22 protein-coding genes are annotated in these 24,614 nt (G+C 73.5%); 13 read left to right on the top strand and 9 right to left on the bottom strand.

The features are described from left to right. Positions 1-76 precede the first annotated feature (76 nt). From D7I43_RS14130 to D7I43_RS14140, 3 genes are all read left to right on the top strand, one after another. Complete coding sequence (locus D7I43_RS14130; protein ID WP_120328951.1) at positions 77-937, top strand: bifunctional methylenetetrahydrofolate dehydrogenase/methenyltetrahydrofolate cyclohydrolase; 861 nt, start codon at positions 77-79, stop codon at positions 935-937. 141 nt (positions 938-1,078) lie between these two features. Continuing rightward, on the top strand, positions 1,079-2,029 hold the full coding sequence (mdh, locus tag D7I43_RS14135) for a malate dehydrogenase (RefSeq protein WP_120328952.1): 951 nt from the start codon (positions 1,079-1,081) through the stop codon (positions 2,027-2,029). 381 nt (positions 2,030-2,410) lie between these two features. After that, a complete protein-coding gene (locus tag D7I43_RS14140; RefSeq protein ID WP_120328953.1) occupies positions 2,411-3,628 on the top strand; it encodes an NADP-dependent isocitrate dehydrogenase in 1,218 nt (405 codons plus the stop codon). Positions 3,629-3,938: 310 nt separating this feature from the next. Here D7I43_RS14140 and galT read toward each other — a convergent pair whose 3' ends face one another. The 4 genes from galT to D7I43_RS14160 form a co-directional block, all read right to left on the bottom strand. Then, entirely contained in the window at positions 3,939-5,015 is a 1,077-nt protein-coding gene (gene galT, locus D7I43_RS14145) for a galactose-1-phosphate uridylyltransferase (protein WP_120328954.1), read from the bottom strand. Next, complete coding sequence (locus tag D7I43_RS14150) at positions 5,012-5,818, bottom strand: DeoR/GlpR family DNA-binding transcription regulator (RefSeq protein ID WP_120328955.1); 807 nt, start codon at positions 5,816-5,818, stop codon at positions 5,012-5,014. The genes galT and D7I43_RS14150 overlap by 4 nt, the downstream gene beginning before the upstream one ends. A gap of 154 nt (positions 5,819-5,972) precedes the next feature. Then, positions 5,973-7,502 carry an adenylyl-sulfate kinase gene (cysC, locus tag D7I43_RS14155; protein ID WP_120328956.1) on the bottom strand — a complete coding sequence of 510 codons (1,530 nt, stop codon included), beginning with the start codon at positions 7,500-7,502 and terminating at the stop codon, positions 5,973-5,975. 114 nt (positions 7,503-7,616) lie between these two features. Further along, entirely contained in the window at positions 7,617-9,170 is a 1,554-nt protein-coding gene (locus D7I43_RS14160) for a glycosyltransferase family 2 protein (RefSeq protein WP_120328957.1), read from the bottom strand. Positions 9,171-9,393: 223 nt separating this feature from the next. Here D7I43_RS14160 and D7I43_RS14165 point away from each other — a divergent pair, with 223 nt between their 5' ends. From D7I43_RS14165 to D7I43_RS14185, 5 genes are all read left to right on the top strand, one after another. Next, positions 9,394-10,308: an ABC transporter ATP-binding protein gene (locus D7I43_RS14165; protein WP_120329120.1), complete on the top strand. Its 915-nt coding sequence runs from the start codon at positions 9,394-9,396 to the stop codon at positions 10,306-10,308. After that, positions 10,301-11,182: an ABC transporter permease gene (locus D7I43_RS14170; protein ID WP_120328958.1), complete on the top strand. Its 882-nt coding sequence runs from the start codon at positions 10,301-10,303 to the stop codon at positions 11,180-11,182. The genes D7I43_RS14165 and D7I43_RS14170 overlap by 8 nt, the downstream gene beginning before the upstream one ends. Further along, a complete protein-coding gene (locus D7I43_RS14175; protein ID WP_120328959.1) occupies positions 11,179-12,132 on the top strand; it encodes an ABC transporter ATP-binding protein in 954 nt (317 codons plus the stop codon). Before D7I43_RS14170 ends, D7I43_RS14175 begins: the two co-directional genes overlap by 4 nt. Positions 12,133-12,139: 7 nt before the next feature. After that, positions 12,140-12,850 (top strand): ABC transporter permease, encoded by a 711-nt coding sequence (locus D7I43_RS14180; protein ID WP_120328960.1) that lies wholly within the window; start codon positions 12,140-12,142, stop codon positions 12,848-12,850. A gap of 130 nt (positions 12,851-12,980) precedes the next feature. Beyond that, the gene (locus D7I43_RS14185; RefSeq protein ID WP_240032953.1) at positions 12,981-13,628 is read left to right on the top strand and encodes a hypothetical protein; all 648 of its coding nucleotides are present in this window, start codon (positions 12,981-12,983) and stop codon (positions 13,626-13,628) included. Positions 13,629-13,695: 67 nt separating this feature from the next. Here the strand turns inward: D7I43_RS14185 and valS are convergent, their stop codons facing one another. Then, positions 13,696-16,260 carry a valine--tRNA ligase gene (valS, locus tag D7I43_RS14190; RefSeq protein WP_120328962.1) on the bottom strand — a complete coding sequence of 855 codons (2,565 nt, stop codon included), beginning with the start codon at positions 16,258-16,260 and terminating at the stop codon, positions 13,696-13,698. Between the two features lie 65 nt (positions 16,261-16,325). Here valS and D7I43_RS14195 point away from each other — a divergent pair, with 65 nt between their 5' ends. Beyond that, the gene (locus D7I43_RS14195; RefSeq protein ID WP_240032954.1) at positions 16,326-16,979 is read left to right on the top strand and encodes a nitroreductase family protein; all 654 of its coding nucleotides are present in this window, start codon (positions 16,326-16,328) and stop codon (positions 16,977-16,979) included. Positions 16,980-17,181: 202 nt separating this feature from the next. Here D7I43_RS14195 and D7I43_RS14200 read toward each other — a convergent pair whose 3' ends face one another. Genes D7I43_RS14200 through D7I43_RS14215 form a run of 4 tightly spaced genes read right to left on the bottom strand, consistent with a single transcriptional unit; the run spans position 17,182 to position 21,537 of the window. Further along, positions 17,182-17,694 carry a methylated-DNA--[protein]-cysteine S-methyltransferase gene (locus D7I43_RS14200; protein WP_120328964.1) on the bottom strand — a complete coding sequence of 171 codons (513 nt, stop codon included), beginning with the start codon at positions 17,692-17,694 and terminating at the stop codon, positions 17,182-17,184. After that, a complete protein-coding gene (locus D7I43_RS14205; RefSeq protein ID WP_120329121.1) occupies positions 17,691-19,208 on the bottom strand; it encodes a DNA-3-methyladenine glycosylase 2 family protein in 1,518 nt (505 codons plus the stop codon). Before D7I43_RS14205 ends, D7I43_RS14200 begins: the two co-directional genes overlap by 4 nt. Before the next feature lie 8 nt (positions 19,209-19,216). Further along, a complete protein-coding gene (locus D7I43_RS14210; protein ID WP_120328965.1) occupies positions 19,217-20,641 on the bottom strand; it encodes an FAD-binding oxidoreductase in 1,425 nt (474 codons plus the stop codon). After that, positions 20,638-21,537 carry an LLM class flavin-dependent oxidoreductase gene (locus D7I43_RS14215; RefSeq protein WP_158610098.1) on the bottom strand — a complete coding sequence of 300 codons (900 nt, stop codon included), beginning with the start codon at positions 21,535-21,537 and terminating at the stop codon, positions 20,638-20,640. Before D7I43_RS14215 ends, D7I43_RS14210 begins: the two co-directional genes overlap by 4 nt. 64 nt (positions 21,538-21,601) lie before the next feature. Between D7I43_RS14215 and D7I43_RS14220 the strand changes: the two genes are divergently transcribed. From D7I43_RS14220 to ychF, 4 genes are all read left to right on the top strand, one after another. Next, positions 21,602-21,991: a winged helix-turn-helix transcriptional regulator gene (locus tag D7I43_RS14220; RefSeq protein ID WP_204985188.1), complete on the top strand. Its 390-nt coding sequence runs from the start codon at positions 21,602-21,604 to the stop codon at positions 21,989-21,991. A 79-nt stretch (positions 21,992-22,070) separates the two neighbouring features. After that, a complete protein-coding gene (locus D7I43_RS14225) occupies positions 22,071-22,613 on the top strand; it encodes a hypothetical protein (protein WP_240032955.1) in 543 nt (180 codons plus the stop codon). A 52-nt stretch (positions 22,614-22,665) separates the two neighbouring features. Beyond that, on the top strand, positions 22,666-23,403 hold the full coding sequence (locus D7I43_RS14230) for a Type 1 glutamine amidotransferase-like domain-containing protein (protein WP_120328968.1): 738 nt from the start codon (positions 22,666-22,668) through the stop codon (positions 23,401-23,403). Between the two features lie 98 nt (positions 23,404-23,501). Next, positions 23,502-24,587: a redox-regulated ATPase YchF gene (gene ychF, locus D7I43_RS14235; RefSeq protein WP_120329122.1), complete on the top strand. Its 1,086-nt coding sequence runs from the start codon at positions 23,502-23,504 to the stop codon at positions 24,585-24,587. The last annotated feature ends 27 nt before the right edge of the window (positions 24,588-24,614 follow it).

The following is a 24,614-nucleotide window of genomic DNA, read 5'->3' on the forward strand; positions in this document are numbered from 1 at the left end:
CGGAGGCGGGCCGCCGGACCCGGCCGCAACCCGGGTCGTCACGACCGGCGGCGGCCGGGCGTGAGACGATCTGCACGTGACGGCGACGCTTCTCGACGGCAAGGCGACCGCGGCGGAGATCAAGGACGAGCTGCGGGCACGGGTCAAGGCCCTGGCCGAACGCGGGATCACCCCGGGCCTCGGCACGGTCCTGGTCGGCTCCGACCCCGGATCCCAGGCGTACGTCAACGGCAAGCACCGCGACTGCGCCGAGGTGGGCATCGCCTCGATCCGCCGGGAGCTGCCCGACGACGCGACCCAGGAGCAGGTCGAGGAGGTGCTCGCCGAGCTGAACGCGGACCCGGCGTGCCACGGCTACATCGTCCAGCTGCCGCTGCCCGGCCACCTCGACACCCAGCGGGTCCTGGAACTGATCGACCCGGCGAAGGACGCCGACGGCCTGCACCCGGTCAACCTGGGGCGGCTCGTGCTCGGCTACCCCGGCCCCCTGCCGTGCACTCCGCGCGGCATCGTCGAACTGCTCCGCCGGTACGACGTCCCGCTGCGCGGCGCCACCGTCGCGGTGGTCGGCCGGGGCAACACCGTGGGCCGCCCGCTCGGCCTGCTGCTCACCCGGCGCAGCGAGAACGCGACCGTGACGCTCTGCCACACCGGCACCCTCGACCTGGCCGCCCACACCCGGGCCGCCGACATCGTCATCGTGGCCGCCGGTGTCCCCGGCCTGCTCACCGCCGACATGATCCGCCCCGGCGCGGTCGTCGTCGACGTGGGCATCACCCGCGTGATCGGGCCCGACGGCAAGGGTCGCTACACCGGCGACGTGGACTCCGGCGTGGTCGAGGTGGCCGGCGCGCTGGTGCCGATGCCGGGCGGCGTCGGCCCGATGACCCGGGCCATGCTGCTCACCAACGTGGTGGAGCGCGCCGAGCAGGGCTGAAAGGACCCGTCGACGACCCATTCGGCAGCGGAAGGGCCCCTTCTCGACCGGGTACGCCATAACCGTCCGCCCCTGGCCGGAAGGGTGCCAGGATGGCTGATACGGTCCGGAAAACCGACTGGTATCAGGGAGTGGACGACCATGGGTAAGAAGGTCACTGTCGTCGGGGCCGGCTTCTACGGCTCCACCACCGCACAGCGCCTGGCCGAGTACGACATCTTCGACACCGTCGTGATCACCGACATCGTCGAGGGGAAGCCGGCCGGCATCGCACTGGACCTGAACCAGTCGCGGTCGATCGAGGGCTTCGAGACCAAGGTCGTCGGTGTGACCACCGGCCCGAACGGCGAGGGCTACGAGGCCATCGAGGGCTCCGACGTCGTGGTGATCACGGCCGGCCTGCCCCGCAAGCCGGGCATGAGCCGGATGGACCTGCTGGAGACGAACGCCAAGATCGTCCGCCAGGTCTCCGAGAACGTGGCCAAGTACGCCCCGAACGCCGTGGTCATCGTCGTCTCCAACCCCCTCGACGAGATGACCGCGCTGGCGCAGATTGCTACCCAGTTCCCGCGCAACCGGGTGCTCGGCCAGGCCGGCATGCTCGACACCGCCCGCTTCACCAACTTCGTGGCCGAGGCGCTGAACGTACCGGTCGCGTCGGTGAAGACGCTCACGCTCGGCTCGCACGGCGACACCATGGTGCCGGTGCCGTCGCGGAGCACCGTCAACGGCAAGCCGCTGCGCGACGTGATGCCCGCCGAGCAGATCGAGGACCTGGTCGTCCGTACCCGTAACGGTGGCGCCGAGGTCGTCGCGCTGCTCAAGACCGGCTCGGCGTACTACGCGCCGTCGGCCGCCGCCGCCCGCATGGCCAAGGCGGTCGCCGAGGACTCCGGCGAGGTCATGCCGGTCTGCGCCTGGGTCGACGGCCAGTACGGCATCTCCGGCGTCTACCTGGGCGTCGAGGCCGAGATCGGTGCCGAGGGCGTCAAGCGCGTCGTCGAGACCGAGCTGGACGCCGACGAGCTGGCCAGCCTGAAGGAGGCCGCCGAGGCCGTCCGCGCCAAGCAGGCCGACATCGCCAACATGTGACCTGAGCTGCCACGGACGGGGCGCGCCGGCGAAACCGGCGCGCCCCGTCCGCGTCTCCACCCCCACCCACCCGCACCACCCCCCGGAGCCCGAGCCCGAGCCCCGTTGATCATGAGGTTATCGCCGCGACACGCCGACGCGGACGGCAGTAACCTCATGATCAACGGGGGCCGGGGGTGGCCCCTCGCCGTCAGGCGGGGTGGTGACGTGATAGACCGAGGGTGCGGCGGGTGGACGTCAACCGCCCCCTGCCGTGCACCCCGTCGACCCCGGCCGACGGAGGCGGGCCGCCCGCCGACCGAGGCCGGCTGGGGACCGCCGGCAAGTTTCCAGTACGCTCGTACTGCTTGAGCACGTGTCCCCCGAGAGGAGCGCCGGCCGATGGCGAAGATCAAGGTAAACAACCCGGTCGTGGAGCTCGACGGCGACGAGATGACCCGGATCATCTGGAAGCAGATCCGGGAGCAGCTGATCCTGCCCTACCTCGACGTCGACCTGCGGTACTACGACCTCTCGATCCAGCACCGCGACGAGACCGACGACCAGGTCACCGTCGACGCCGCCAACGCCATCAAGGAGCACGGCGTCGGCGTCAAGTGCGCGACGATCACCCCGGACGAGGCCCGGGTCGAGGAGTTCGGCCTCAAGAAGATGTGGCGGTCGCCGAACGGCACCATCCGCAACATCCTCGGCGGCGTCGTCTTCCGCGAGCCGATCATCATGTCGAACGTGCCGCGGCTGGTCCCTGGCTGGACCAAGCCGATCATCATCGGCCGGCACGCCCACGGCGACCAGTACAAGGCCACGGACTTCGTCGTCCCCGGCCCGGGCACGGTGACGATCACCTACACCCCGGCCGACGGCTCCGCCCCCATGGAGATGGAGGTCGCCAACTTCCCCGGCGGCGGCGTCGCCATGGGCATGTACAACTTCGACGACTCGATCCGCGACTTCGCCCGCGCCTCGATGCGCTACGGCCTGGACCGCGGCTACCCGGTCTACCTGTCCACCAAGAACACGATCCTCAAGGCGTACGACGGCCGGTTCAAGGACATCTTCGCCGAGGTCTTCGAGAACGAGTTCAAGGCGGAGTTCGAGGCGGCCGGCCTCACCTACGAGCACCGGCTGATCGACGACATGGTCGCCGCCGCGCTCAAGTGGGAGGGCGGCTTCGTCTGGGCCGCGAAGAACTACGACGGTGACGTGCAGTCCGACACCGTGGCCCAGGGCTTCGGCTCGCTCGGCCTCATGACCTCGGTGCTCATGACCCCGGACGGCCGCACGGTCGAGGCCGAGGCCGCCCACGGCACGGTCACCCGGCACTACCGGCAGTGGCAGAAGGGCGAGAAGACCTCGACCAACCCGATCGCGTCGATCTTCGCCTGGACCCGCGGCCTCGCCCACCGGGGCAAGCTGGACGGCACCCCGGCGGTCACCGAGTTCGCCAACACGCTGGAGCAGGTCTGCATCGAGACCGTCGAGGGCGGCCAGATGACCAAGGACCTGGCGCTGCTGATCTCGCGGGACGCCCCGTGGCTGACCACCGACGAGTTCATGAACGCGCTCGACGAGAACCTGGCGCGCAAGCTGGCGGCCTGATCCGCACCAGCGACCGTACGGAGCCCGCCGGCACGCGCCGGCGGGCTCCCGTCGTACGCGCGCGGGAGCGTTTCCGTCACTCACCCCGGCGCGCCTCGTTGACCAGGGTGGACGAGATGCCAGTCGCGTCCAGGAAGGTTGACCGCGGTAGCCGCGCGGCACGAGTGCCGATCAGCCAGCCTTCCCGGCTGTCGTGCACAGCCAGCCGTCCCTTCCCTGCGGGGGGCCCTGTCCCGGGCCCCCCGCGCCCTGTCCCGGGCACCCGACGCCCTGTCTCGGGCACCGACGCCCTGTCCGGGCCGAGGCCCCGCTACGCCGAGCGGAGCATCTCGGCGGCCCGCTCCGGGGCGATGTCGTTGATGAAGACGCCCATGCCGGATTCCGAACCGGCCAGGTACTTCAGCTTGTCCTTCGCCCGGCGGATGCTGAACAGCTGCAGGTGCAGGTGGCCGAGGTCGCGGTCGATCCGCACCGGCGCCTGGTGCCACGCCGCGATGTAGGGCATCGGCATGTCGAAGAGCGCGTCGAAGCGGCGCAGCACGTCCAGGTACAGCGGCGCGAACGCGTCCCGCTCGGCGTCGTCGAGCGCCGGGATGTCCGGCACCGGCCGGTGCGGGGCAACGTGCACCTCGAACGGCCAGCGGGCGGCCGCCGGGACGTACGCCGTCCAGTGCGCGTTGGACGCGACCACCCGCTCGCCGGCGGCGCGTTCCGCGGCGAGCACGTCGGCGTAGAGGTTGCCGCCGAGGGTGCGCTCGGCGTACCGGCGCGCGGCCGCGAGCATCGACCGGGTCCGCGGGGTGACGAACGGGTACGCGTAGATCTGGCCGTGCGGGTGGTGCAGTGTCACGCCGATCTCGACGCCCCGGTTCTCGAAGCAGAACACCTGCTCCACGCCGGGCAGCCCACCGAGCGCCACGGTCCGGTCGGCGAGCGCGTCGAGCACGGTACGCACCCGGGTGGGGGAGAGGCTCGCGAACGAGGCGTTGTGGTCGGAGGTGAAGCAGACCACCTCGCAGCGGCCGACCCCGGGCCGCAGCGGCGTGAACGGGGTGACCTCGCCGGGCGCGTCGACCACGTGGCCGCTCAGCGACGGGAACCGGTTCTCGAAGACCACCACGTCGTAGTCGGGGGCGGGGATCTCGGTGAGCCGGTCGCCGACGGACGGGTCGAGCGGGCACTCGTCCGGCGGGGGCAGGAAGGTGCGGGTCTGCCGGTGTACGGCCACCGCCACCCACTCCTCGGTCAGCGGGTCGTAGCGCAGTTGGGACGCGGGCGGCAGGGACGGCAGCTCCCGCCGGTCCGGCTGGTCCCGGACGGCGTCGTCCCGTTCGTCGAAGTAGATCAGTTCCCGGCCGTCGGCCAGCCGGATCGCGGTGCGCTTCACTCCGCAGCCCCTCCACTCGGCGGCGTGCCCGTCGCCGTCACGGTCACCAGTTCCCCCACACGCTCGCCGAGTACCCGCCGCGCCTCGCCCGGCAACCCGTCGTCGCTGATCAGCACGTGCGCGGCGGACAGCTCGACGATCGACGAGATGCCGACGGTGCCCCACTTGGTGTGGTCGGCGAGCACCACGAGCCGGTCCGCGGCCGCGACGAGGGCCCGGTCGGTCTCCGCCTCCATGAGGTTGGGGGTGGTGAACCCGGCCCGCTCGCTGATGCCGTGCACGCCGAGGAAGAGCAGGTCCAGGTGGAGCGTCCGGATGGCGCCGACGGCGAGCGGCCCGACGAGCGCGTCGGACGGCGTCCGGACGCCGCCGGTGAGCACCACCGTCTGGTCCGACCGGCCACCGGCGTGCAGGATCTCGGCCACCGGCAGCGAGTTGGTCACCACGGTCAGCCCGGGCACGTCCACCAGCCGGCGGGCGAGTTCGGCCGTCGTGGTGCCGGCCGAGAGGGCGACCGCCGCGCCGGGCCGCACGAGCTGGGCCGCCCGGGCGGCGATGGCCGCCTTCTCGGCGGGCTGCCGGACGGACTTCGCCCGGAAGCCGGGTTCGTCGGTCGATCCGGGGCCGGTGATGGTCGCGCCGCCGTGCACCTTGGCCAGCACGCCGCGCTCGTGCAGCGTCTCCAGGTCGCGCCGGATGGTCATGTCCGAGACGCCGAACTCGGCGGCCAGCTCGCTGACGCGCACGCCGCCCGTCGCCCGGACCCGCTCCAGGATGGCCGCCTGCCGCTGCTGGGCCAGCATCGCCACACCTCCGGGCCGCTCGGGTACTCACGTGGTCAAACGTGTTCCAACAAGAATGAACATTAGCGCGTGCCCGGAAGCCAGGGAAGGAAAGGGGTGGTCACCGCCCGGCCCGTTTCGTAGCGGGCCGGGGCGTGAGTGGGTGCGCCGCCGGTCAGACGGAGGGGAGCTTCGGCTCGACCCAGCCGGTCTCGGTGAGGTGGTGCAGCACCGCCTCGACCGCCTCGTCCACCGTGAGGTCGCTGGTGTCCACCACCAGGTCGGCGTCGGTCGGCTCCTCGTACGGGTCGTCGATGCCCGTCATCCCGGTGATCAGGCCGGCACGCGCGCGGGCGTACAGGCCCTTGCGGTCACGCCGCTCGCAGACCTCCAGCGGGGTCGCCACGTGCACGAGCAGGAATCCGGCCCCGGCGGCCAGCGCCATCTCCTTGGCGGTCGCCCGGGCCGCCGCGTACGGGGCGATCGGGCAGCAGATGGCGACCCCCCGGTGCCGCGCGATCTCGGCGGCCACCCAGCCGATCCGCCGGACGTTCATGTCTCGGTCGGCCTTGCTGAAGCCGAGCCCAGCCGAGAGTTCCCGCCGCACCACGTCGCCGTCGAGCAGCGTGACCGTCCGCTCCCCGCCCTCGCGCAGCGCGTCCGACACGCCCCGCGCGATGGTCGACTTCCCGGAGCCGGAGAGCCCGGTCAGGAAGACCACGAGCCCGCGGTGCCGGCGCGGCGGGCGGGCCCGGGCCAGTTCCCGGGCGACCGCCGGCGGGGTGTGCCACTCGGGCAGCGGGAAGCCCCGGTCCAGCAGGTCGTCGATCTCCTCCTGGGTCAGCGCGAGGCGCCGGTTGCGCGGCGGGATGTCCTCCCGCCAGCGCCACTGCCCGTCCCGGTTGTCGTACGCGAGCTCGCGGGGCACCAGCACCCGCAGCCCGGCGCCGGAGAGCATCTCGCCGGTGGAGAGCAGATGGGTGACGCCGTACGCGGCCGAGACCCGGGCCCGCAGCAACGCGTCGCTGATCTCGTCGGGGCGCCGGGAGAGGGGCACCGCCACGAGGGTGGCCGGCGGCATCCGGTCCCGGGCGGCGAACACGGCGCGCACCAGCGACTCGGGCGGAAGACCGCCGCCGGCGTCCTCGCCCACCGGGATGAGGACGAGCAGGTGGGCGCCGAGGGTGCGGGCCGCGTGCGCGATCTGCGCGAGCTGCGGCCGGTGCAGCGGACGGTCGGCGATGACCCCGAGCACCCGGCCCGGAGGCAGCAGCGCGCGTACCTCCTCGGGGCTGCGGCGCAGGCGCCGGAACGGCCCGTGGCCTCCGTCGCCCAGCCGGCGCACGGTGCCGCCCACCCCCGCGACGCCGTCGCGCACCGGCCACACGTCGGCCACGTCGAGCGCCGCCATGGGAGCGCCCTCGCCGTCGGTGAGCACCAGCGCGCGGCGCGCCGGGTCGCGCGGGTCGAGCACCCGGGCGAGGGCCGTCGGCACCTGGAGGGTCACCGCGACCTGCCACGGCGTGCCGTCGGCGAGCCGGGCACGGCGGCTGACCGACACCAGGTCGGCCCGGGTCATGAAGCCGGTCAGGGGGGCGTACGCCCCGATCAGCAGCAGCTCCAGATCGGCCAGTTCCTCCGGGCGCGGCGTGTATGCCGGCGCGTCGCGGAGCACCTCGTCGGGCAGCACCCACCCGTTGCTCATCACACCCCCACCTCGCTGGCCGGCCCACAGTTTCTCAACAGACCGGCGATCGGTCGAGAGTGCCACTCCACCCGGGCGCCCGCCCGCCGACCGGCGTTCCCCGGATGGGCGCGATCAGCCGCCCCGCCGCCCCGACGTCAGGAACGCGGCCAGGCCGACCGGCACGCGCTGGCGTACGGCCCGGCGCAGCCGGGGGAAGAACGCGTTCTCGTCCAGCAGCCGTGGCGGCGCGCCGTCGGCGGCGCACCGCACCAGTAGCGGGAGGGGGACGTCCCGCACCCAGCCCGCGCTGTTCACCCGCACCTTGAGCCGCCAGGTTCCGGCCGTACGGCCGCCGTTGACCGTCCGGAAGTCGACGGCGACCGCCGCCCGGTAGACGGCGTGGCTCGTCCCGTGCGGCCCCGCCACCCGCTCGCTCGTCGTGTCCGCCGGCAGGAAGACCTCGTCGTTGGAGCCCTGGCGGCGGGCGACGACGTCCAGCCGGCCGCGATCGAGGGCCGCCGTCACGTCGCGCAGGTCCGGGGGCACGTCCTCCACGGGCAGCACCAGCAGGTCCCGGTCGTCGCTGCGGCGGACGGCGACCGGTCGCCCGTCGGACTCCAACCAGCCCGCGACGGTCAGGTTCAGGGTCGCGCCGTCCAGCGCGCACCGCTCGACCCGGGCGGCGGCGGTGGTAGCCGCCTCCCAGCCGGCGAAGCGGCGCAGGTCGGCCATCCGGCCGCCCTCGGCGAAGTGGGCGACGACGCGGTACGTCGGCGGCAGCCCGGCGGCCACGCCCGGGCCGAACCGCTCCCGGAGGATGTCCCGAATCTCCGCGGCGACCTGCTCGATCCATTCCGGGGGCGCGTCCAGCATCCGCCGGCCGCGCAGCCGGTCGAGCATCTGGTGGCGCAGCCAGCGGCGGTACAGCCGATCCCGCAGCGGGCCGGGCTCCACGTGCGCGTCGACGATGTCGAGCGACTCCCGCAGGGCGGCGTAGTACTCGGTCGGGTCCAGCAGTCGGGCGGTCACGTTCCCGCCGTTGTCCCGGCGGGTGTGGTGGTAGCAGGTGTAGTCGGACAGCACGCACGTCTTCTTCGACAGCAGGTACGCCCGGACCACCATGCGGTGGTCCTCCAGCCGCCGCGGCCACTCCTCCGGGAACCGGAGGTCGTGCTCGTCGAGGAACGCGCGGCGGAACATCTTGTGGCACGTCAGGCTGTCGATCAGCGGCGAGTTCGCGAGGGTCGCGTCGAACCGGTTGCGCCGGAACAGCTCACGGGGCACTCCCCGCCCGTGCCCCGCCATCCGGCCGATCAGCACGTCGGCGCCGTGCGTGACCGCGCAGTCGTACATCCGCTCGAGGGCCTCGTCGCCGAGCCAGTCGTCGTCGTCCACGAACATCACGTACTCGCCCCGCGAATGGGCGACCCCGACGTTGCGCGGTCGCGACGGCCACCCGGAGTTCTCGATGTGCACGACCCGGAAGTGCGGGTGGGCGGCGGCCAGTGCGTCCAGCCGGGCGGGTGTGTCGTCGGTCGACCCGTCGTCGACGAACACGGCCTCGAACTGCGCCGCCGGCATCGACTGCCGGAGCAGCGAGTCGACGAGCTTCTCCATGTGGCTGCCGCAGTTGTACGCGGGCACCACCACGCTGACCTTCGGTGACGAACTCGTTCCGCCGTTCATGCTCTCCCCGTGTTCCGTGGCGCTCGACCGCTCCGCCGAATGATGCGCCGGCACAGGTTGGATGTTTCGAGGACGCGCCCGGTTGCGCGTGTGTTCACGCCACGTTCCCGAGGGAGGGTACGCATTCGCGCCACTCCTTAGGGGGACGGTCCGGCCAGGATCAGGGGAGCACCGGGGGCGCGGCGGGCCCCGCGACGGGTCCGTGCTGCCTACGCTGGTCGGCGTGACACTGATCGCGACCGAGTCGCTGACGAAGACGTACGGCGGTGGGGTCACGGCCCTGGCCGACCTCACCGTCGCGGTCGAGCCGGGGATCGTCGGGCTGGTCGGCGCGAACGGCGCCGGCAAGTCGACCCTCATCAAGATCCTGCTCGGCCTGCTCACTCCGACCAGCGGCCGCGTACGGGTGCTGGGTCTGGACCCGACCACCGACTCGGCCGCCGTCCGTGCCCGCGTCGGCTACATGCCCGAGCACGACGCCCTCCCGCCGGACCTCACCGCCGCCGAGCTGGTCACCCACCTGGGGCGCATCAGCGGGCTGCCGCGCACCGTCGCCCGCGAGCGCGCCTCCGAGGCGCTCCGGCACGTCGGGCTCTACGAGGAGCGGTACCGCCCGGTGGGCGGTTACTCGACCGGCATGAAGCAGCGGGTGAAGCTCGCCCAGGCGCTGGTCCACGACCCCGACCTGCTCCTGCTGGACGAGCCCACCAACGGCCTCGACCCGGTCGGCCGGGACGCGATGCTCGCGCTGGTGCACCGGATCGGCACCGAGTTCGGCATCTCCGTGCTGGTCTGCTCCCACCTGCTCGGCGAGGTGGAGCGGATCTGCGACACGCTCGTCGCCATCGACGGCGGGCGGCTGCTTCGGGCCGACCGCATCTCGGCCATGACGTCGGTCACCGACGTGCTCGCCGTCGAGGTCAGCGAGGGCACCGACGAACTCGCCGCCCGCCTCGCCGCGCTCCAGCTGCCGGTACGCCGCGACGGGCGGCTGCTGCTCGTCGAACTCGCCGACGACCACACCTACGACCTGATCCTCGGCGCGGTCGCCGAGCTGGACCTGCCGTTGCACCGGCTGGACCAGCGACGGCACCGGGTCGCCGAGCTGTTCGCCGCGAGGGAGCCCAGCCATGTCTGAGCCGACCGGTGTCATCCACGACATCGGCTACCAGCGCTACACCGGCCCCCGGCTGGGGCGCCGGCACGTCTTCGGCGCGCTCTACCTGCACGGGCTCCGTACGGCGTTCGGGCTGGGCCGCAGCGCCAAGGCCAAGATCTTCCCCTGGCTGGTGCTCGGCATCGTGACCGTGGTGGCCGCCGGTGTCACCGCCGTACGCAGCCAGATCGGCGAGGTGGTGATGACGTACGCGCAGTTCGCCGACAACATGAGCTGGCTCGTCATCTTCTTCGTGGCCGTGGTCGCCCCCGAGCTGGTCTCCCGCGACCTGCACAGCGGCGTGCTGCCGCTCTACTTCTCCCGCCCGCTGCCCCGCGGCGACTACGCCCTGGCCAAGCTGGCCGCGCTGGGCAGCGCGCTCTGGCTGCTGCTCGGGGCGCCGCAGCTCGTGATGTTCCTGGGCGCCGCGTTCACCACCACGGACGGGATGAGCGGTGTCTGGAACGAGCTGCTCGACCTGCTGCCCGGCCTGGTCTACGCCGCGCTGTGGGCGGTGGTCTTCGCCTCGGTCGGGCTGCTCATCGCCTCGCTCACCGGCAAGCGGGCCTTCGCGGCCGGCGGCATCGTGGCCGTGTTCCTGATGACCGCCCCGATCGTCGGCATCCTGTCGATCATGCCGTCCCGCACGGTCAACGAGTTGGCGATGCTCGGCTCGCCCACCGCCCTGGTCCATGCCGTCGGTCGATACACCCTCGGTGACCTGCTGATACCCGGTGGGCAGACCGAAGACCAGATCGGCGGCTTCGGGCCGGTCTACGTGGCCGCCGCCGTGCTGCTGGTGGCCGGCTGCGTCGCCCTGCTGTTGATGCGATACCGGAAGGTGGCGGCCCGATGACCACGATCAGCGCGGATCCGGCGGCCCCGGCCACCCCCGCCTCCACCCTCGACCTGGCCGGCGTCTCCCGCTGGTACGGCAACGTGGTGGCCGTCAACAACGTGAGCATGAGCCTCGGCCCGGGCGTGACCGGGCTGCTCGGGCCCAACGGCGCGGGCAAGACGACGCTGCTGCACATGATGGCCGGCTTCCTCGCGCCGTCCCGCGGCACGGTCACCCTCGACGGGTCGCCCACCTGGCGCAACCCGGACGTCTACCGCCGGTTGGGGCTGGTCAGCGAGCGGGAGGCCGTCCACACGTTCCTCACCGCGTACGAGTTCGTGCTGGCCAGCGCGAAGCTGCACCGGCTGCCGGACCCGCGCGAGGCGGCGCGCCGCGCGATCGCCCTGGTCGAGATGGAGGGCGCGCAGGACCGGCGGATCGGGACGTACTCCAAGGGCATGCGGCAGCGGACCCGGGTGGCCGCGGCGCTGGTGCACGACCCGCAGGTGCTGCTGCTCGACGAGCCGTTCAACGGCATGGACCCGCGCCAGCGGCTGCACATGATGGACCTGCTGCACCGCCTCGGCGCGGCGGGCCGGACGATCCTCTTCAGCTCGCACATCCTCGAGGAGGTCGAGCAGATCTCCGGCACCGTCCAGGTGATGGTCGCCGGCCGGCTCGCGGCCTCCGGCGACTTCCGTACCATCCGGCGGCTGATGACCAACCGCCCGCACGTCTTCGCGGTCCGCTCGACCGACGACCGCGCGCTGGCCGTCGCGCTGATGGCCGAGGCCTCGGTGACGGGGGTGGAGCTGGGCCGCGCCGGGCTGACCGTGCGGGCCGGCGACTACGGCGCCTTCACCCGGGCCCTGCCGCGGATCGCCCTCGCACAGGGCATCCGGGTCCGGCAGCTGGTGCCCGAGGACGAGTCCCTGGAGAGCGTCTTCTCCTACCTGGTGGAGGCCTGAGGCTGAGATGTCGACCGTTTCCTGGATCACCGCGCGGGGACTCTTCGGCCGCCGCCGGTTCCTGCTGCTCTTCCCGCTGCCGGCGGTGCTCGTGCTGCTCGCCGTCCTGTCCCGCGCGCTCGGGGTGGACCCGGGCGAGTGGGGCCCGCCCGTGCTCGTCGGGCTCGGCCTGGCCGTGGTGCTGCCGGTGGTGGCGCTGATCGTCGGCACCGGGGTGCTCGGCGCCGAGATCGACGACGGCACCGTCGTGCACATCCTCACCAAGCCGCTGCCGCGCTGGCAGATCGTGCTGCCGAAGCTCGCGGTGGCGACCGGCGTCACCGCGGTCACCGTCGCCGTGCCGCTCTACGTCGCGGGCGTGCTGGCCCATTCGGTACGCCTCGGACTGGCGCTCGCGGCCGCCGCGACGCTCGGCGCGCTGGCGTACTCGGCGCTGTTCCTCGCGCTCAGCCTGCTCACCCGGCGGCCCGTTCTGCTCGGCCTCGTGTACGTGCTGATCTGGGAGGGGCTGCTCGGCAACTTCGTGAGCGGCACGAAGGTGCTCTCCATCCAGCAGTACGTGATCGCGCTCGCCGACCGGATCGCCCCGACCGGGCTGCTGGAGACCACCGTCTCGGTGCCGGTGGCGGCGATCATGACGGCTCTCGTCAGCGTCGGCTTCACCGTGCTGGCCGTCGACCGGCTGCGGTCGTTCAGCGTGGCCGGCGAGACGAGCTGATCCCGCGGCACCGACGGTCGGGAAGGGCCCTCGTCGACGCCTCCGGCGCGGCGGGGGCCCTGTCAGCCGGTCCGAGGATGGTAGGGCTGGCCGGATGGACCGGGCGCAGGCGTTCGGAGAGGCTGGAGCCGTGAGTGCGGAAGCGGGACAGGTGATGGCGGGGCGGCCGTACGCGAGCGGTGCGCGGCACTGGCTGGTGAGCCTGGTGGTGGCGGGGGTGGCCGCGGCGGCGGTCACCACGGTCGCCCGCAGCGGCGGGCACTACCACTGGTGGGCGGGGTTCGTCCTGATCCCCGGTGCCCTGATCGGGGCCGCCGGAGGGCCGTTGCTGGCGCGGGGCGGCGGCCGGGCGTTCGCCGGGTACGTCATCGCCTGCGCCGGGGCGCTGGTCTTCGCGACGGGCGCGCTGCTGATGTTCGGCGTGATGGGACGGGGCTGGCCCGTCATGATCATGGTGCCGTGCCTCGCGGTGGCCGGCACCTACCTGTGGCGGCCGGCGCATCCGCTGGCCCGGGGGCTGCACCGGGTGGTGGCGCTGCTCGCGCTGACCGGCGTGCTGCTCGGGGCGACGTTCCAGCTCATCGAGGCCGGTCTCGTGGACTTCGGCGACACCGGGTGGTGGGGCGCGTTCCTCATGCTGGCCGGCGTGACCGTGCTCGGCAACGCCGTCGAGCTGACCCGGCACCGGATGCCGTACCGGCTCCAGGCGATCACCCTGCTGCTCGGCCCCGCCGTCGTCGCGTTCCTGCTCGGCCTGCGCTTCCTCCGCGGGTGGTGACCGGCCGCCGCCCGGATCGTCGACGGGGCCCCCTGCTCCGCGTGAGAAGGGGGCCCCGCCGTGACGCTCAGAACGCGGCGGCGATCACCAGCTCGGTCGTGCGGTCGGGAAGCAGGTCGAGCTTGCCGATCCGGCCCGCCGCGCGCACGTCGTCGGCGACCAGCGTCAGCTTCTCCAGCACCGCGGCCGGGCCGAGCGCCTCGGCCAGCGGCACCTCCGCCCGCATCGAGAGCTTCCGCTCGGACTTGGCCCGCCGCACCTGGCTGAGCGCGTCCCCGGCGACCCGGAGCAGCTCCGGGTCCCCTTCGCCCTCGACCGCGCGGCCCACCTCGTACGTCGTCGGCCAGGGTGCGCGGTGCACCGAGCCGTACCGCCACCAGGACCAGACCTCCTCGGTGACGAACGGCACCACCGGGGCGAAGAGCCGCAGCTGCACCGCGAGGGCGGTGGCCAGCGCGGCCCGCGCCGAGTCGGCGCCCGCCCCCGAGCCGTACGCGCGCTCCTTCACCAGCTCGATGTAGTCGTCGCAGAAGCGCCAGAAGAACGCCTCGGTCGCCAACAGGGCCGCCGTGTGGTCGTACGTCTCGAAGGCGCTCGTCGCGGCGGTGACCACGGTGGCGAGTTCGGCGAGCATGGCCCGGTCGAGCGGCTCGGTGGCGACGGCGCGCAACGCGTCGGCGGCGCCCAGCCCGAGCGCGAACTTCGACGCGTTGAGCAGCTTCGTGGCGAGCCGGCGCCCGACCTTGATCTGCGCCGGGTCGTACGCCAGGTCCATGCCGGGCTTGCCGTTCGCCGCCCAGTACCGCACGGCGTCGGACCCGCTCTGCTCCAGCAGCGCCATCGGGGTGACCACGTTCCCCTTGGACTTGGACATCTTCTTCCGGTCCGGGTCGAGGATCCAGCCGGAGAGTTCCGCGTCGCGCCAGGGGAGCACGCCGTGCTCCAGGTGGGAGCGGACGATCGTCGAGAACAGCCAGGTGCGGATGATGTCGTGCCCCTGCGGGCGCAGGTCCATGGGGAAGACCCGGGCGAACAGGTCGGGGTCGGTCTCCCAGCCGCCCACGATCTGCGGGCTCAGGGACGACGTGGCCCAGGTGTCCAGCACGTCCGGGTCGCCCACGAAGCCACCCGGTCGGCCGCGCTGGGACTCGTCGTAGCCGGGCGGCGCGTCGGTGGACGGGTCGACGGGGAGCGTGGACTCGTCCGGCGTGAGAGGGTGGGACCAGTCCGGCTCGCCAGCGTCGTCGAGCCGGTACCACACCGGCACCGGCACCCCGAAGTACCGCTGCCGGCTGACCAGCCAGTCGCCGGTGAGCCCGCCCACCCAGTGCTCGTAGCGGTGCCGCATGTGCTCCGGCACCCAGTGCAGCTCGCGGCCCCGGGCCAGCAGCTCCTCCCGCAGCCGCGGGTCGCGTCCACCGTTGCGCAGGTACCACTGCCGGGTGGAGACGATTTCGAGCGGGCGGTCGCCGCGTTCGTAGAACTTCACGGGGTGCGTGATCGGGCGTGGCTCCCCGACCAGGTCACCGGCGTCGGCGAGCATCCCGACGATCTCGCGGCGGGCGCCGTTGACGGTCTGCCCGGCCAGCGCCGCGTACGGCTCGGCCGGCACGCCGGCCGGCGGCTCCGGCAGCAGCCGTCCGTCCCGGCCGATGACCACCCGGGTGTCCAGCCGCAGCTCCCGCCACCAGGTCACGTCGGTGAGGTCGCCGAACGTGCAGACCATCACCATGCCGGTCCCCTTGGCGGGGTCGGCGAGCGGGTGCGCGTGCACCGGCACCTCGACCCCGAAGAGGGGGCTGCGCGCCGTGGCGCCCACCAGGTCCGCGTACCGCTCGTCGTCGGGGTGGCAGACCAGCGCCACACAGGCGGGCAGCAGCTCGGGGCGGGTCGTGTCGATCAGCACCTCCCGGCCGCCGGGGCCGGTGAACCGCAACCGGTGGTAGGCGCCGGGGCGCTCGCGGTCCTCCAGCTCGGCCTGGGCGACGGCCGTGCCGAAGCCGACGTCCCACAGCGTCGGCGCCTCGGCCTGGTACGCCTCGCCGCGGGCCAGGTTGCGCAGGAACGCCCGCTGGCTGGTGGCCCGGGCCACCCGGCCGATCGTGGTGTACGTGAGGGACCAGTCCACGGACAGCCCGAGCCGCCGCCACAGCGCCTCGAAGACCTGCTCGTCGGCGACGGTGAGCCGTTCGCAGAGTTCGATGAAGTTGCGCCGCGAGATCGGGGTCGGGTTCTTCCGCGCCTCGTCGGTGACCGGGGAGGCGGGCGGCCGCCAGGCCGGGTCGTACGGCAGGTCGGGGTCGCAGCGCACGCCGTAGACGTTCTGCACCCGGCGTTCGGTCGGCAGGCCGTTGTCGTCCCAGCCCATCGGGTAGAACACGGTCCGGCCGCGCATCCGCTGGAACCGCGCGACCATGTCGGTGTGCGTGTACGAGAACACGTGCCCCATGTGCAGCTCGCCCGATACGGTCGGCGGCGGGGTGTCGATCGCGTACACGTCCGAGCGCTGCTTCGAGCGGTCGAACGCGTACGTTCCCTCCTCCTGCCAGCGGCGCGCCCAGGTCTCCTCGATGCCGTCCAGCGTGGGACGCTCGGGGACGCCGGCGCGGGCCGTCCTCGCCGTATCAGTCATTCTGCGATCGTAGGCAGCGGCCAACGGCCGGACCACGGGATAACTGCCGTGCCACGATGGAATTCGTGCCGACGCTTCCGCTGAGCCCCGACGAGCTGCTCACCACCACGCGTACGGTCCGCCGTCGGCTGGACCTGACCCGGCCGGTGCCCCTGGAGCTGGTCCGCGAGTGCCTGGAGGTGGCGCTCCAGGCGCCCAGCGGCTCGAACCGGCAGGGCTGGCACTTCGTGGTCGTCACCGATCCGATGCTGCGGGCCGAGATCGGGCTGCTCTACCAGCGTGCGGTGCGCGCGTACCTCGCCTCGGAGTCCTCGGCAGGCCGCCTGTTCCCCGACGACCCGGCCCGGGCGGCCGTGCAGAGCCGGGTGGCCGACAGCGTGGCCTGGCTCGGCGACCGGATGGGGCAGGTGCCGGTGCTCATGGTCCCCTGCCTGCGGCTGGACGGCGGCGGCGAGCTGACCGCCGGCAACCAGGCCGGGCTGTGGGGCTCGCTGCTGCCGGCGGTGTGGAGCTACATGCTGGCCGCCCGCGCGCGCGGCCTCGGCACCGCCTGGACGACCCTGCACCTGACGTACGAGGCGGAGGTGGCCGAGCTGCTCGGCCTCCCCGAGGAGGTGCGCCAGGCGGCGCTCGTCCCGACCGCCTGGTACACGGGCGACGGCTTCCGGCCGGCGCGGCGGCAGCCGCTCGACGAGGTGCTGCACGTCGACCGCTGGTAGGCGGCCTCGGCTGTCCGGGCACGGCGACGCGCCTCGCGCGGCCGGCGGGCCGCGCTGCCGTGGTGCCGTGTGCCGGTGGGCCGCGCGGCGGTGGTGCCGTGTGCCGGTGGGTCGCGCTGCCGTGGTGCCGTGTGCCGGTGGGTCGCGCTGCCGTGGTGCCGTGTGCCGGTGGGCCGCGCGGCCGCGCGACCCACCGGCGGCCTCAGCTCCCCGCCAGCCGCCGCTCGTGATCGAGGAGCCACACCTTCACGTCGATGCCCCAGCGGTAGCCGCCCATCGTCCCGTCGGTGCGCAGCACCCGGTGGCAGGGCACGAACAGGGCGGCCGCGTTGCGGGCGCAGGCCGCCGCGGCGGCGCGTACCGCCAGCGGCCGGCCGGCCAGCCCCGCGAACCCGGTGTAGGTGACCGGCTCGCCGGGCTTCACCTCGCGCAGCACCTCCCAGGCGTGCGCCATGAACTCCCCGCCGGTGTGCTGCCGTACGGGCACGGTGTCGATGGCCGTGAGGTCGCCGTCCAGGTAGGACCGGACGGCCGCGGTCACCGGCCCGAGGTCGGCCCGCTCCCGCAGCGTGCCGCGCAGGGACGGGTGCACGAGGGGGAGCAGGGTCCCCGGCTCGGCGGTGAAGCCGGCGGCGCGGACGGCCCCGTCCGGCCCGGTCAGGATGCTCAGCGGTCCGGCCGGGGTGGCCAGCACCGCACCGTCGATCGTGGTCATAGCGCTCTCCAGAGTCGGATCACCGCGTACGAGCGCCAGGGGCGCCAACGGTCCGCGTACGCGGCGAGGGTGGTCGGGTCGTCGGGCAGGCCGAGCGCGGCCGCGCCGCGCCGGACCGCCAGGTCGGTGGGGAGCAGGACGTCCGGGTCGCCGAGCGCGCACATCGCCACGTACCCCGCCGTCCAGGCGCCGATGCCGGGCAGCGCGACGAGCCGGCGCACGGTCTCCTCGCGGTCACCGCCGGGTGCGAGGTCCAGTTCGCCGTCGGCGACGGCGCGGGCCAGCGTACGGATGGTCTCCCGGCGGCGGGCCGGCATCCGGAACGCGGAGTCGGGCAGCCCGGCGACCTCCTCGGCGCTGGGGAACGCCCGCAGCGCGTACCCGTCCCCGCCCTGTCGATCATGAGGTTGGCGGGGAGTTCGATCTCCGATCGCCCCGTCAACCTCATGATCGACGAGAGTGGTCGGGGTGGGCTCGGCCGCCGCGTACGTCAGGAGGCGGGTCAGGGTCGTGCGGGCCGCGGACACCGAGACCTGCTGGCCGACGACGGCGCGCACCGCCATCTCGAAGCCGTCCACCGAGCGGGGAAGGCGTACGCCCGGCTCGGCCGCCACCGCGGCGGCGAACGCCGGGTCGCCGGCGAGCGTGGCGTCGACGGCCACCGGGTCGGCGTCCAGGTCGAGCAGCCGGCGGCAGCGTGCCACGGCCGGCGACAGGTCGCGCATGTCGGCCAGCCGCAGCGTCGCCGACACGTGCCCGTCGACCGGGGTGAGCGCCACCTCGCCGGCGCCGTGCGGCAGCCGCAGCCCGCGCCGGTACGTGCCGTCCCGGACCTCCTCCACGCCCGGCAGCGCGCGCAGCGCGAGGAAGTCCAGCAACGCGGTGGCGTGCAGCGGCGGGCGGTACGCGAGGCGCAACGTGATCGTGCCCGCCCCGTCCGGCGCCCGTCGCTGACCCCGCGCCTGGCGCAGTTCGGTGGGCGGCACGCCGTACACCTCGCGGACGGTGTCGTTGAACTGCCGGACGCTGCCGAACCCCGCCGCGAACGCGATCTCCGCCATGCCGAGCCCGGTCGTCTCGACGAGGATCCGCGCGGTCTGCGCCCGCTGCGCCCGGGCCAGCGCCAGCGGCCCGGCGCCCACCTCGGCGCGGAGCATCCGGTGCAGGTGCCGTTCCGTGTAGCCGATCCGGGCCGCCAGCCCGGGGACGCCCTCCCGGTCGACCACCCCGTCGGCGATCAGCCGCATGGCCCGGCCGACCACGTCGGCACGTACGTCCCACTGCGGTGAGCCGGGTGCCGCGTCGGGCCGGCAGCGGCGGCAGGCGCGGAGGCCCGCGCCCTGCGCCGCCGCCGCGGACGGGAAGAAGCGGACGTTCTGCCGCTTCGGGGTGGTCGCCGGGCAGGACGGCCGGCAGTAGATGCCCGTCGAGGTCACGCCGGTGTAGAACCAGCCGTCGAACCGCTGGTCGCGGCTGTCGACGGCCCGGTAACACCGCTCGAAGTCCAGTTCCACGTCACCGATCATGCCCCCTTCCGGGAGTCGCGGCTGGCGGGAATCGGACGTGGCCGTGAGGGCGCCCCCGCCCGCCGTGAGGGCGCCCCGGCCCGCGGTGAGGATGCCCCGGCCCGCGGTGAGGGCGCACCGGCCGGGGCCAGCGCCGGCCGGAAGACGCCGTCCGGGTCGTACCGCCGCCACAGCTCGGCCACCCGCGCGCCGGTCGCACCCGGGTAGATCCGGTCGAACGCCGCCCGGTCAGGTCGGCCCTCGAAGTTGACGTACGCGCCGTCGGACCGCGTCGCGACCCTGCGCCAGGCGGCGTCCAGCGCGGCCCCGCCCTGCGGCGGGAACACCGTGCCGATCGCCAGCGTGTCCTGGTGCCGGTGCGCGTACGCCGTGTCGGCCGGGTCGACGTCGTTGACCGCCCCGCCCACCGACCGCAGCTGCACGAGGGCCCGGTTCGGCCCGGTCGCCGCCCGCATGAGCGCCCGCGCGGCGGCGTCGTCCATCGTGAGCAGGCTGTTCGTCGTGACGTTCGGCTGCTGGCCGACGTTCGCGTGCAGGTGCGCCGTCGACACCAGCGCCGGGTAGGGCACGAGGTCGGTCCGGTGATCCAGCAGCCGGCCGATGGCGAGCAGCGGCTCGATCATCGGGCGGGCCCGGCGCGCGCTCTCGGCGGCGACCACCGCGGTGATCTGCATGACGGCCGACGGCCCGTACGGGAGCAGCACGGCCGACGTGGTGAGCTCGCGCGGGGCCCGGGCCAGGTGCTCGGCCCACTGCCGCACCGTGGCGCCGTCGGCCGTGGCCTCCACGGCGATCTGCGCGAGCCCCACGTTGCGCACCTCCTCCGCCTCGATCTCGAACGCCACCACGATGCCGGCGCCGGCGCCGGCGCCGCGGACGACCCAGAACAGCTCGGGTTCGTGCTCGGCGTCGGCGCGGACGACCGTGCCGTCGGCCAGCACCACCTCGACGGCGCGGACGTGGTCGATGGTGAGGCCGTAGCTGCGGACCAGCCAGCCCACGCCGCCGCCGGTGGCGAGGCCGCCGACGCCCACGTTGCCGTGGTCGCCGGAGCTGATGGCGAGCCCGTACGGGGCCAGCGTCCGGGCCACCAGGGCCCAGCGCGCGCCCGCCTCGACCCGGACCCGCCGGGACCGCTCGTCGAGCACGTCGACCCGGTTCAGGGCGGACAGGTCGATGACGAGGCCCCCGTCGTTGGACGAGGTGCCCGCGAGGCCGTGCCCGCCGCTGCGGACCGCGATCGGCAGGCCCCGTTCCCGGGCGTAGCGCACGGCGTCGGCCACCTCCCGCGGAGTCTCGGGCAGCAGCACGCCGGCCGGGGAGTGGCGGGTGGTGTACGTCGAGCGCAGCATCGCGTACCGGCGGTCGCCGGGTGTGACGAGCTTGCCGTCCAGCGACGGCGGTAGGACGGTGTGGGTCATCGTTGCTCCCTGATCTCGCGCACGTGCTCGCGGACGGCCGGTACCACCCGGTCGGCGAACGCGCGCAGCTGGGCGCGGGGCGACATGATCGGCCAGAAGATGAACGTGTCGAAGCCGAGGTCGACGGCCCAGTGGGTCAGCGTGTCGACCCAGAGCTGGACGTCGCCCACGAGCCCGGTGCCGCCGCCCTGCGGGCCGATGGCACCGATGACGTTGTAGATCCGGCGGATGTCCGCCGGGGCGCGTCCCGCCGCGCGGGCCGCGTCGTCGATGATCCGCTGCCGGGCCGGCACCTCGTCCGGGGGCACGTAGATGTTCAGCGGCGAGATCCAGCCGTCGGCGTGCCGGCCGGCCACCCGCAGCATGCGGGGCCGCTGCCCGCCCAGCCAGAGCGGCACCGGCCTGGGCGGCACGGGCCCACCCTGGTACCCCTCGACGGTGTGCTGCTCGCCGAGGTGCCGGACCGTCTCGCCGGCCAGCGCCCGGCGCATGATCTGCAGCCCTTCGGCGGTGTAGGTGATCGTCTCGGCGCCGCCGCGCCGCGGGCCGCCCATGGCCGCGACGGCGTCGGCGCTCGGGCCGCCGCCGACCCCGAGGGCGACGCGACCGCCGGTGAGCACGCTCAGCGACGCGCCGGCCTTGGCGAGCATGGCCGGCGGACGCAGTTGCAGGTCGGCGACGTCGGTGAGGAAGGAGATCCGCTCGGTCTGCGTCGCGAGGTGGGTGATCATCGTCAGCGCGTCGAGGTGACCCGGTTGGTAGACGTGGTCCTGGACGGCGAGGTACTCCAGTCCGCTGTCGTCGGCGGCCCGGGCCAGATGTCGGGTTTCACCGATCCGGTCCGCCGTCGGATCGAGGCTCAGGCCGAATTCGATCGGGTGTTGGTAGTCGGTCATGGCTCCAGCGTGGGGACCGGCGACCGGGTGGGCAAACCCGAGGTTAGTAACTAACATTTGGTAAGTGACGAGTACGCAGATGGCCGCGCTGCGGCGCTTCCAGGGCATCGACGACACCGGCTGCCGCGTCTTCCAGGACTCGCTGGAGCTGGTCGGCCGGCGGTGGACCGGAGCGATCCTGCTGGCCGGTGTGCGCGGGGCACGCCGGTTCGGCGAGTACCGGGCCGCCGTGTCCGGGATCTCCGACCGCCTGCTCGCCCAGCGCCTCAAGGAACTGGAGTCCGACGGCCTGATCGAGCGGACGGTGATCCCGTCCTCGCCGGTGCAGATCCGGTACGCCCCGTCGTCCGACGGACAGGAGCTGATGTCGCTCCTCCAGCCGCTGATCGACTGGAGCCACCGCCGCCGGCGTGACGGATCGGTCGCGTCGCCGGAGGGGTCCGTGCCCGTCTGAGCGGTTCGGCCCCGCGCGGCCGAAAGTGTCGGTCGTGGGCGGTACGGTCCCGCCAACCAACTCAAGAAAGGGTGCGGTGATGGCGAGCGTGGCGGGTCGGGGAGCGACGCGGAGCGGGCACCCTCCGCTGGAGCGGGCCGTCCTCCAGGGCTTCTACCGGCGGATGCGGGCCGTGGCCCCGGCGGCCGTCGGTGCCATCGAGCGCGACCGCGCCGGCGATCCCGCCAGTCCCTTCGCCGACACCGCCTGTGGACGGCTGGTCCGCTCGCTCGACCACGACGGGTTGCGGGCCCTCGGCATGTGGGCGCACCACTGGTGCATGCGGTTCTACGACGACGACACCCGCGCCGGCCTCCGCCTCGTCCGGGAGATCGCCGCCCGCACCGGGCTGGGCTGGACGGCCGACGAGGTGCGCTGGATGCTCCGCGAGTCACGCGCCGCCGGCCCCGCGGCGCCGGCCCGCTTCCTCCTCCCGGCCGCCGCCGCACGCGAGCTGTCCCCGGACGCGCTGCCGCCCGCCGAGCTGCCGCCGCACGAGCCGGCGCCCGATCTCGCCGGCGAGCCCGCCGCCGTCGACCGGCCGCCCCTCACGGCACTCGTGCCCCGGCATCGGCGCGGCTGATCCGGCTGCGGCAGGATGGACGGCGGCCGATCACCCGACGGAAGGACGAGGCGTGCCCGCCAGCGAACCGACCATCCTCGCCACCAGCATGGGTTTCTTCAGCCGAGGGCGCGGGCCGTACGACCTGCGTCCCGGGCCGATCTTCGACCTGGGCGCGGAGCTGGCGCAGGCCGGGCCGGAGCCGCGCATCTGCTACCTGGGGCAGGCGGTCGGCGACCAGCCCACCAACCTCACGGCCCTGTACGGGGCGTTCGCCGGCACCCGCTTCCGCCTGTCGCACCTGGCCCTGTTCCCGATGCCGAACGTCGACGACATCCGCGCCCACCTGCTCGCCCAGGACGTGATCTGGGTCGGCGGCGGCAGCGTGGCCAACCTGGTGGCGGTCTGGCGGGTGCACGGCCTCGAGGAGATCCTGCACGAGTGCTGGCAGGCCGGAGTGGTGCTCGGCGGCGTCTCCGCCGGCTCGATCTGCTGGCACGTCGGCGGGGCCACCGACAGCTTCGGCCCGCGGCTGCGTCCGTTCACGGACGGGCTGGGCTGGCTGCCCTACGGCAACGGTGTGCACTACGACAGCGAGGAGCAGCGCCGGCCGCTCATCCACCGGATGGTCGGCGACGGCACGCTGCCGGTCACGCACTGCACCGACGACGGGGTCGGCCTGGTCTACCGGGGCGAGAAGCTCGTCGAGGCGGTCGCCGACCGGGAGGGTGTCTCGGCGTACGAGGTCAGTCGCACCGCCGACGGCACGGTCCGGGAGACGGTCATCACGCCCCGCCGGCTCGCGGGCTGAGCCTCCGCGGCGCCGCCGGGCGCTCCCGGCCGGGACCGACGCCGCGACACCGCACCGCGTTCCCGGTGGCGGGTCGCATCGGCGTAAGCTGGCTCGTCGTGAGTCTCACCATCGGCATCGTCGGCCTGCCCAACGTCGGCAAGAGCACCCTGTTCAACGCGCTCACCAAGAACGACGTGCTCGCGGCGAACTACCCGTTCGCCACCATCGAGCCCAACGTCGGTGTCGTCGGGCTGCCCGACGAGCGGCTGCACAAGCTCGCCGAGATCTTCAGCTCCCAGAAGGTGCTGCCCGCGCCCGTGTCGTTCGTCGACATCGCCGGCCTGGTGCGCGGCGCCTCGAAGGGCCAGGGCCGGGGCAACGCGTTCCTGGCGAACATCCGGGACGCGACGGCGATCTGCCAGGTCGTCCGGGCCTTCTCCGACCCGAACGTGGTGCACGTCGACGGCAAGGTCTCACCGGCCGACGACATCGAGACGATCAACACGGAGCTGATCCTGGCCGATCTCCAGACCCTGGAGAAGGCGGTGCCGCGGCTGGAGAAGGAGGCCAAGCTCCGCAAGGACCGGGCCGCCGCCCTGGCCGCCGCGAAGCAGGCCGTCGACCTGCTGGACAGCGGGGTGACCCTCTACGCCGGCGCCAAGGACGCGGGCATCGAGGTGGAGCACCTGCGCGAGCTGCACCTGCTCACCACCAAGCCGTTCCTCTACGTCTTCAACGTGGACGAGGCCGAGCTGGGCAACGCCGAGTTCCTCGACGAGATGCGCGCCCTCGTGGCGCCGGCCGAGGCGATCTTCATGGACGCGAAGATCGAGTCGGAACTCGTGGACCTGCCCGAGGACGAGGCCCGCGAGCTGCTGGAGTCGATCGGGCAGAGCGAGCCGGGGCTGGACCAGCTGGTCCGCGTCGGGTTCCGCACGCTCGGGCTCCAGACGTACCTCACGGCCGGCCCCAAGGAGGCCCGGGCCTGGACCATCCCGATCGGCGCGACCGCGCCGGAGGCCGCGGGCGTCATCCACTCCGACTTCCAGCGCGGCTTCATCAAGGCCGAGGTCGTCTCCTACGACGACCTGGTCGCGGCCGGCAGCATGGCCGCCGCCAAGGCGGCCGGCAAGGTCCGCATCGAGGGCAAGGAGTACGTCATGCAGGACGGCGACGTCGTGGAGTTCCGCTTCAACGTCTGAACCGCGCTCGTTCCCGCAGGTCAGGAG

The sequence above is a fragment of the Micromonospora globbae genome (assembly GCF_003610785.1).
Lineage (GTDB): Bacteria > Actinomycetota > Actinomycetes > Mycobacteriales > Micromonosporaceae > Micromonospora > Micromonospora globbae.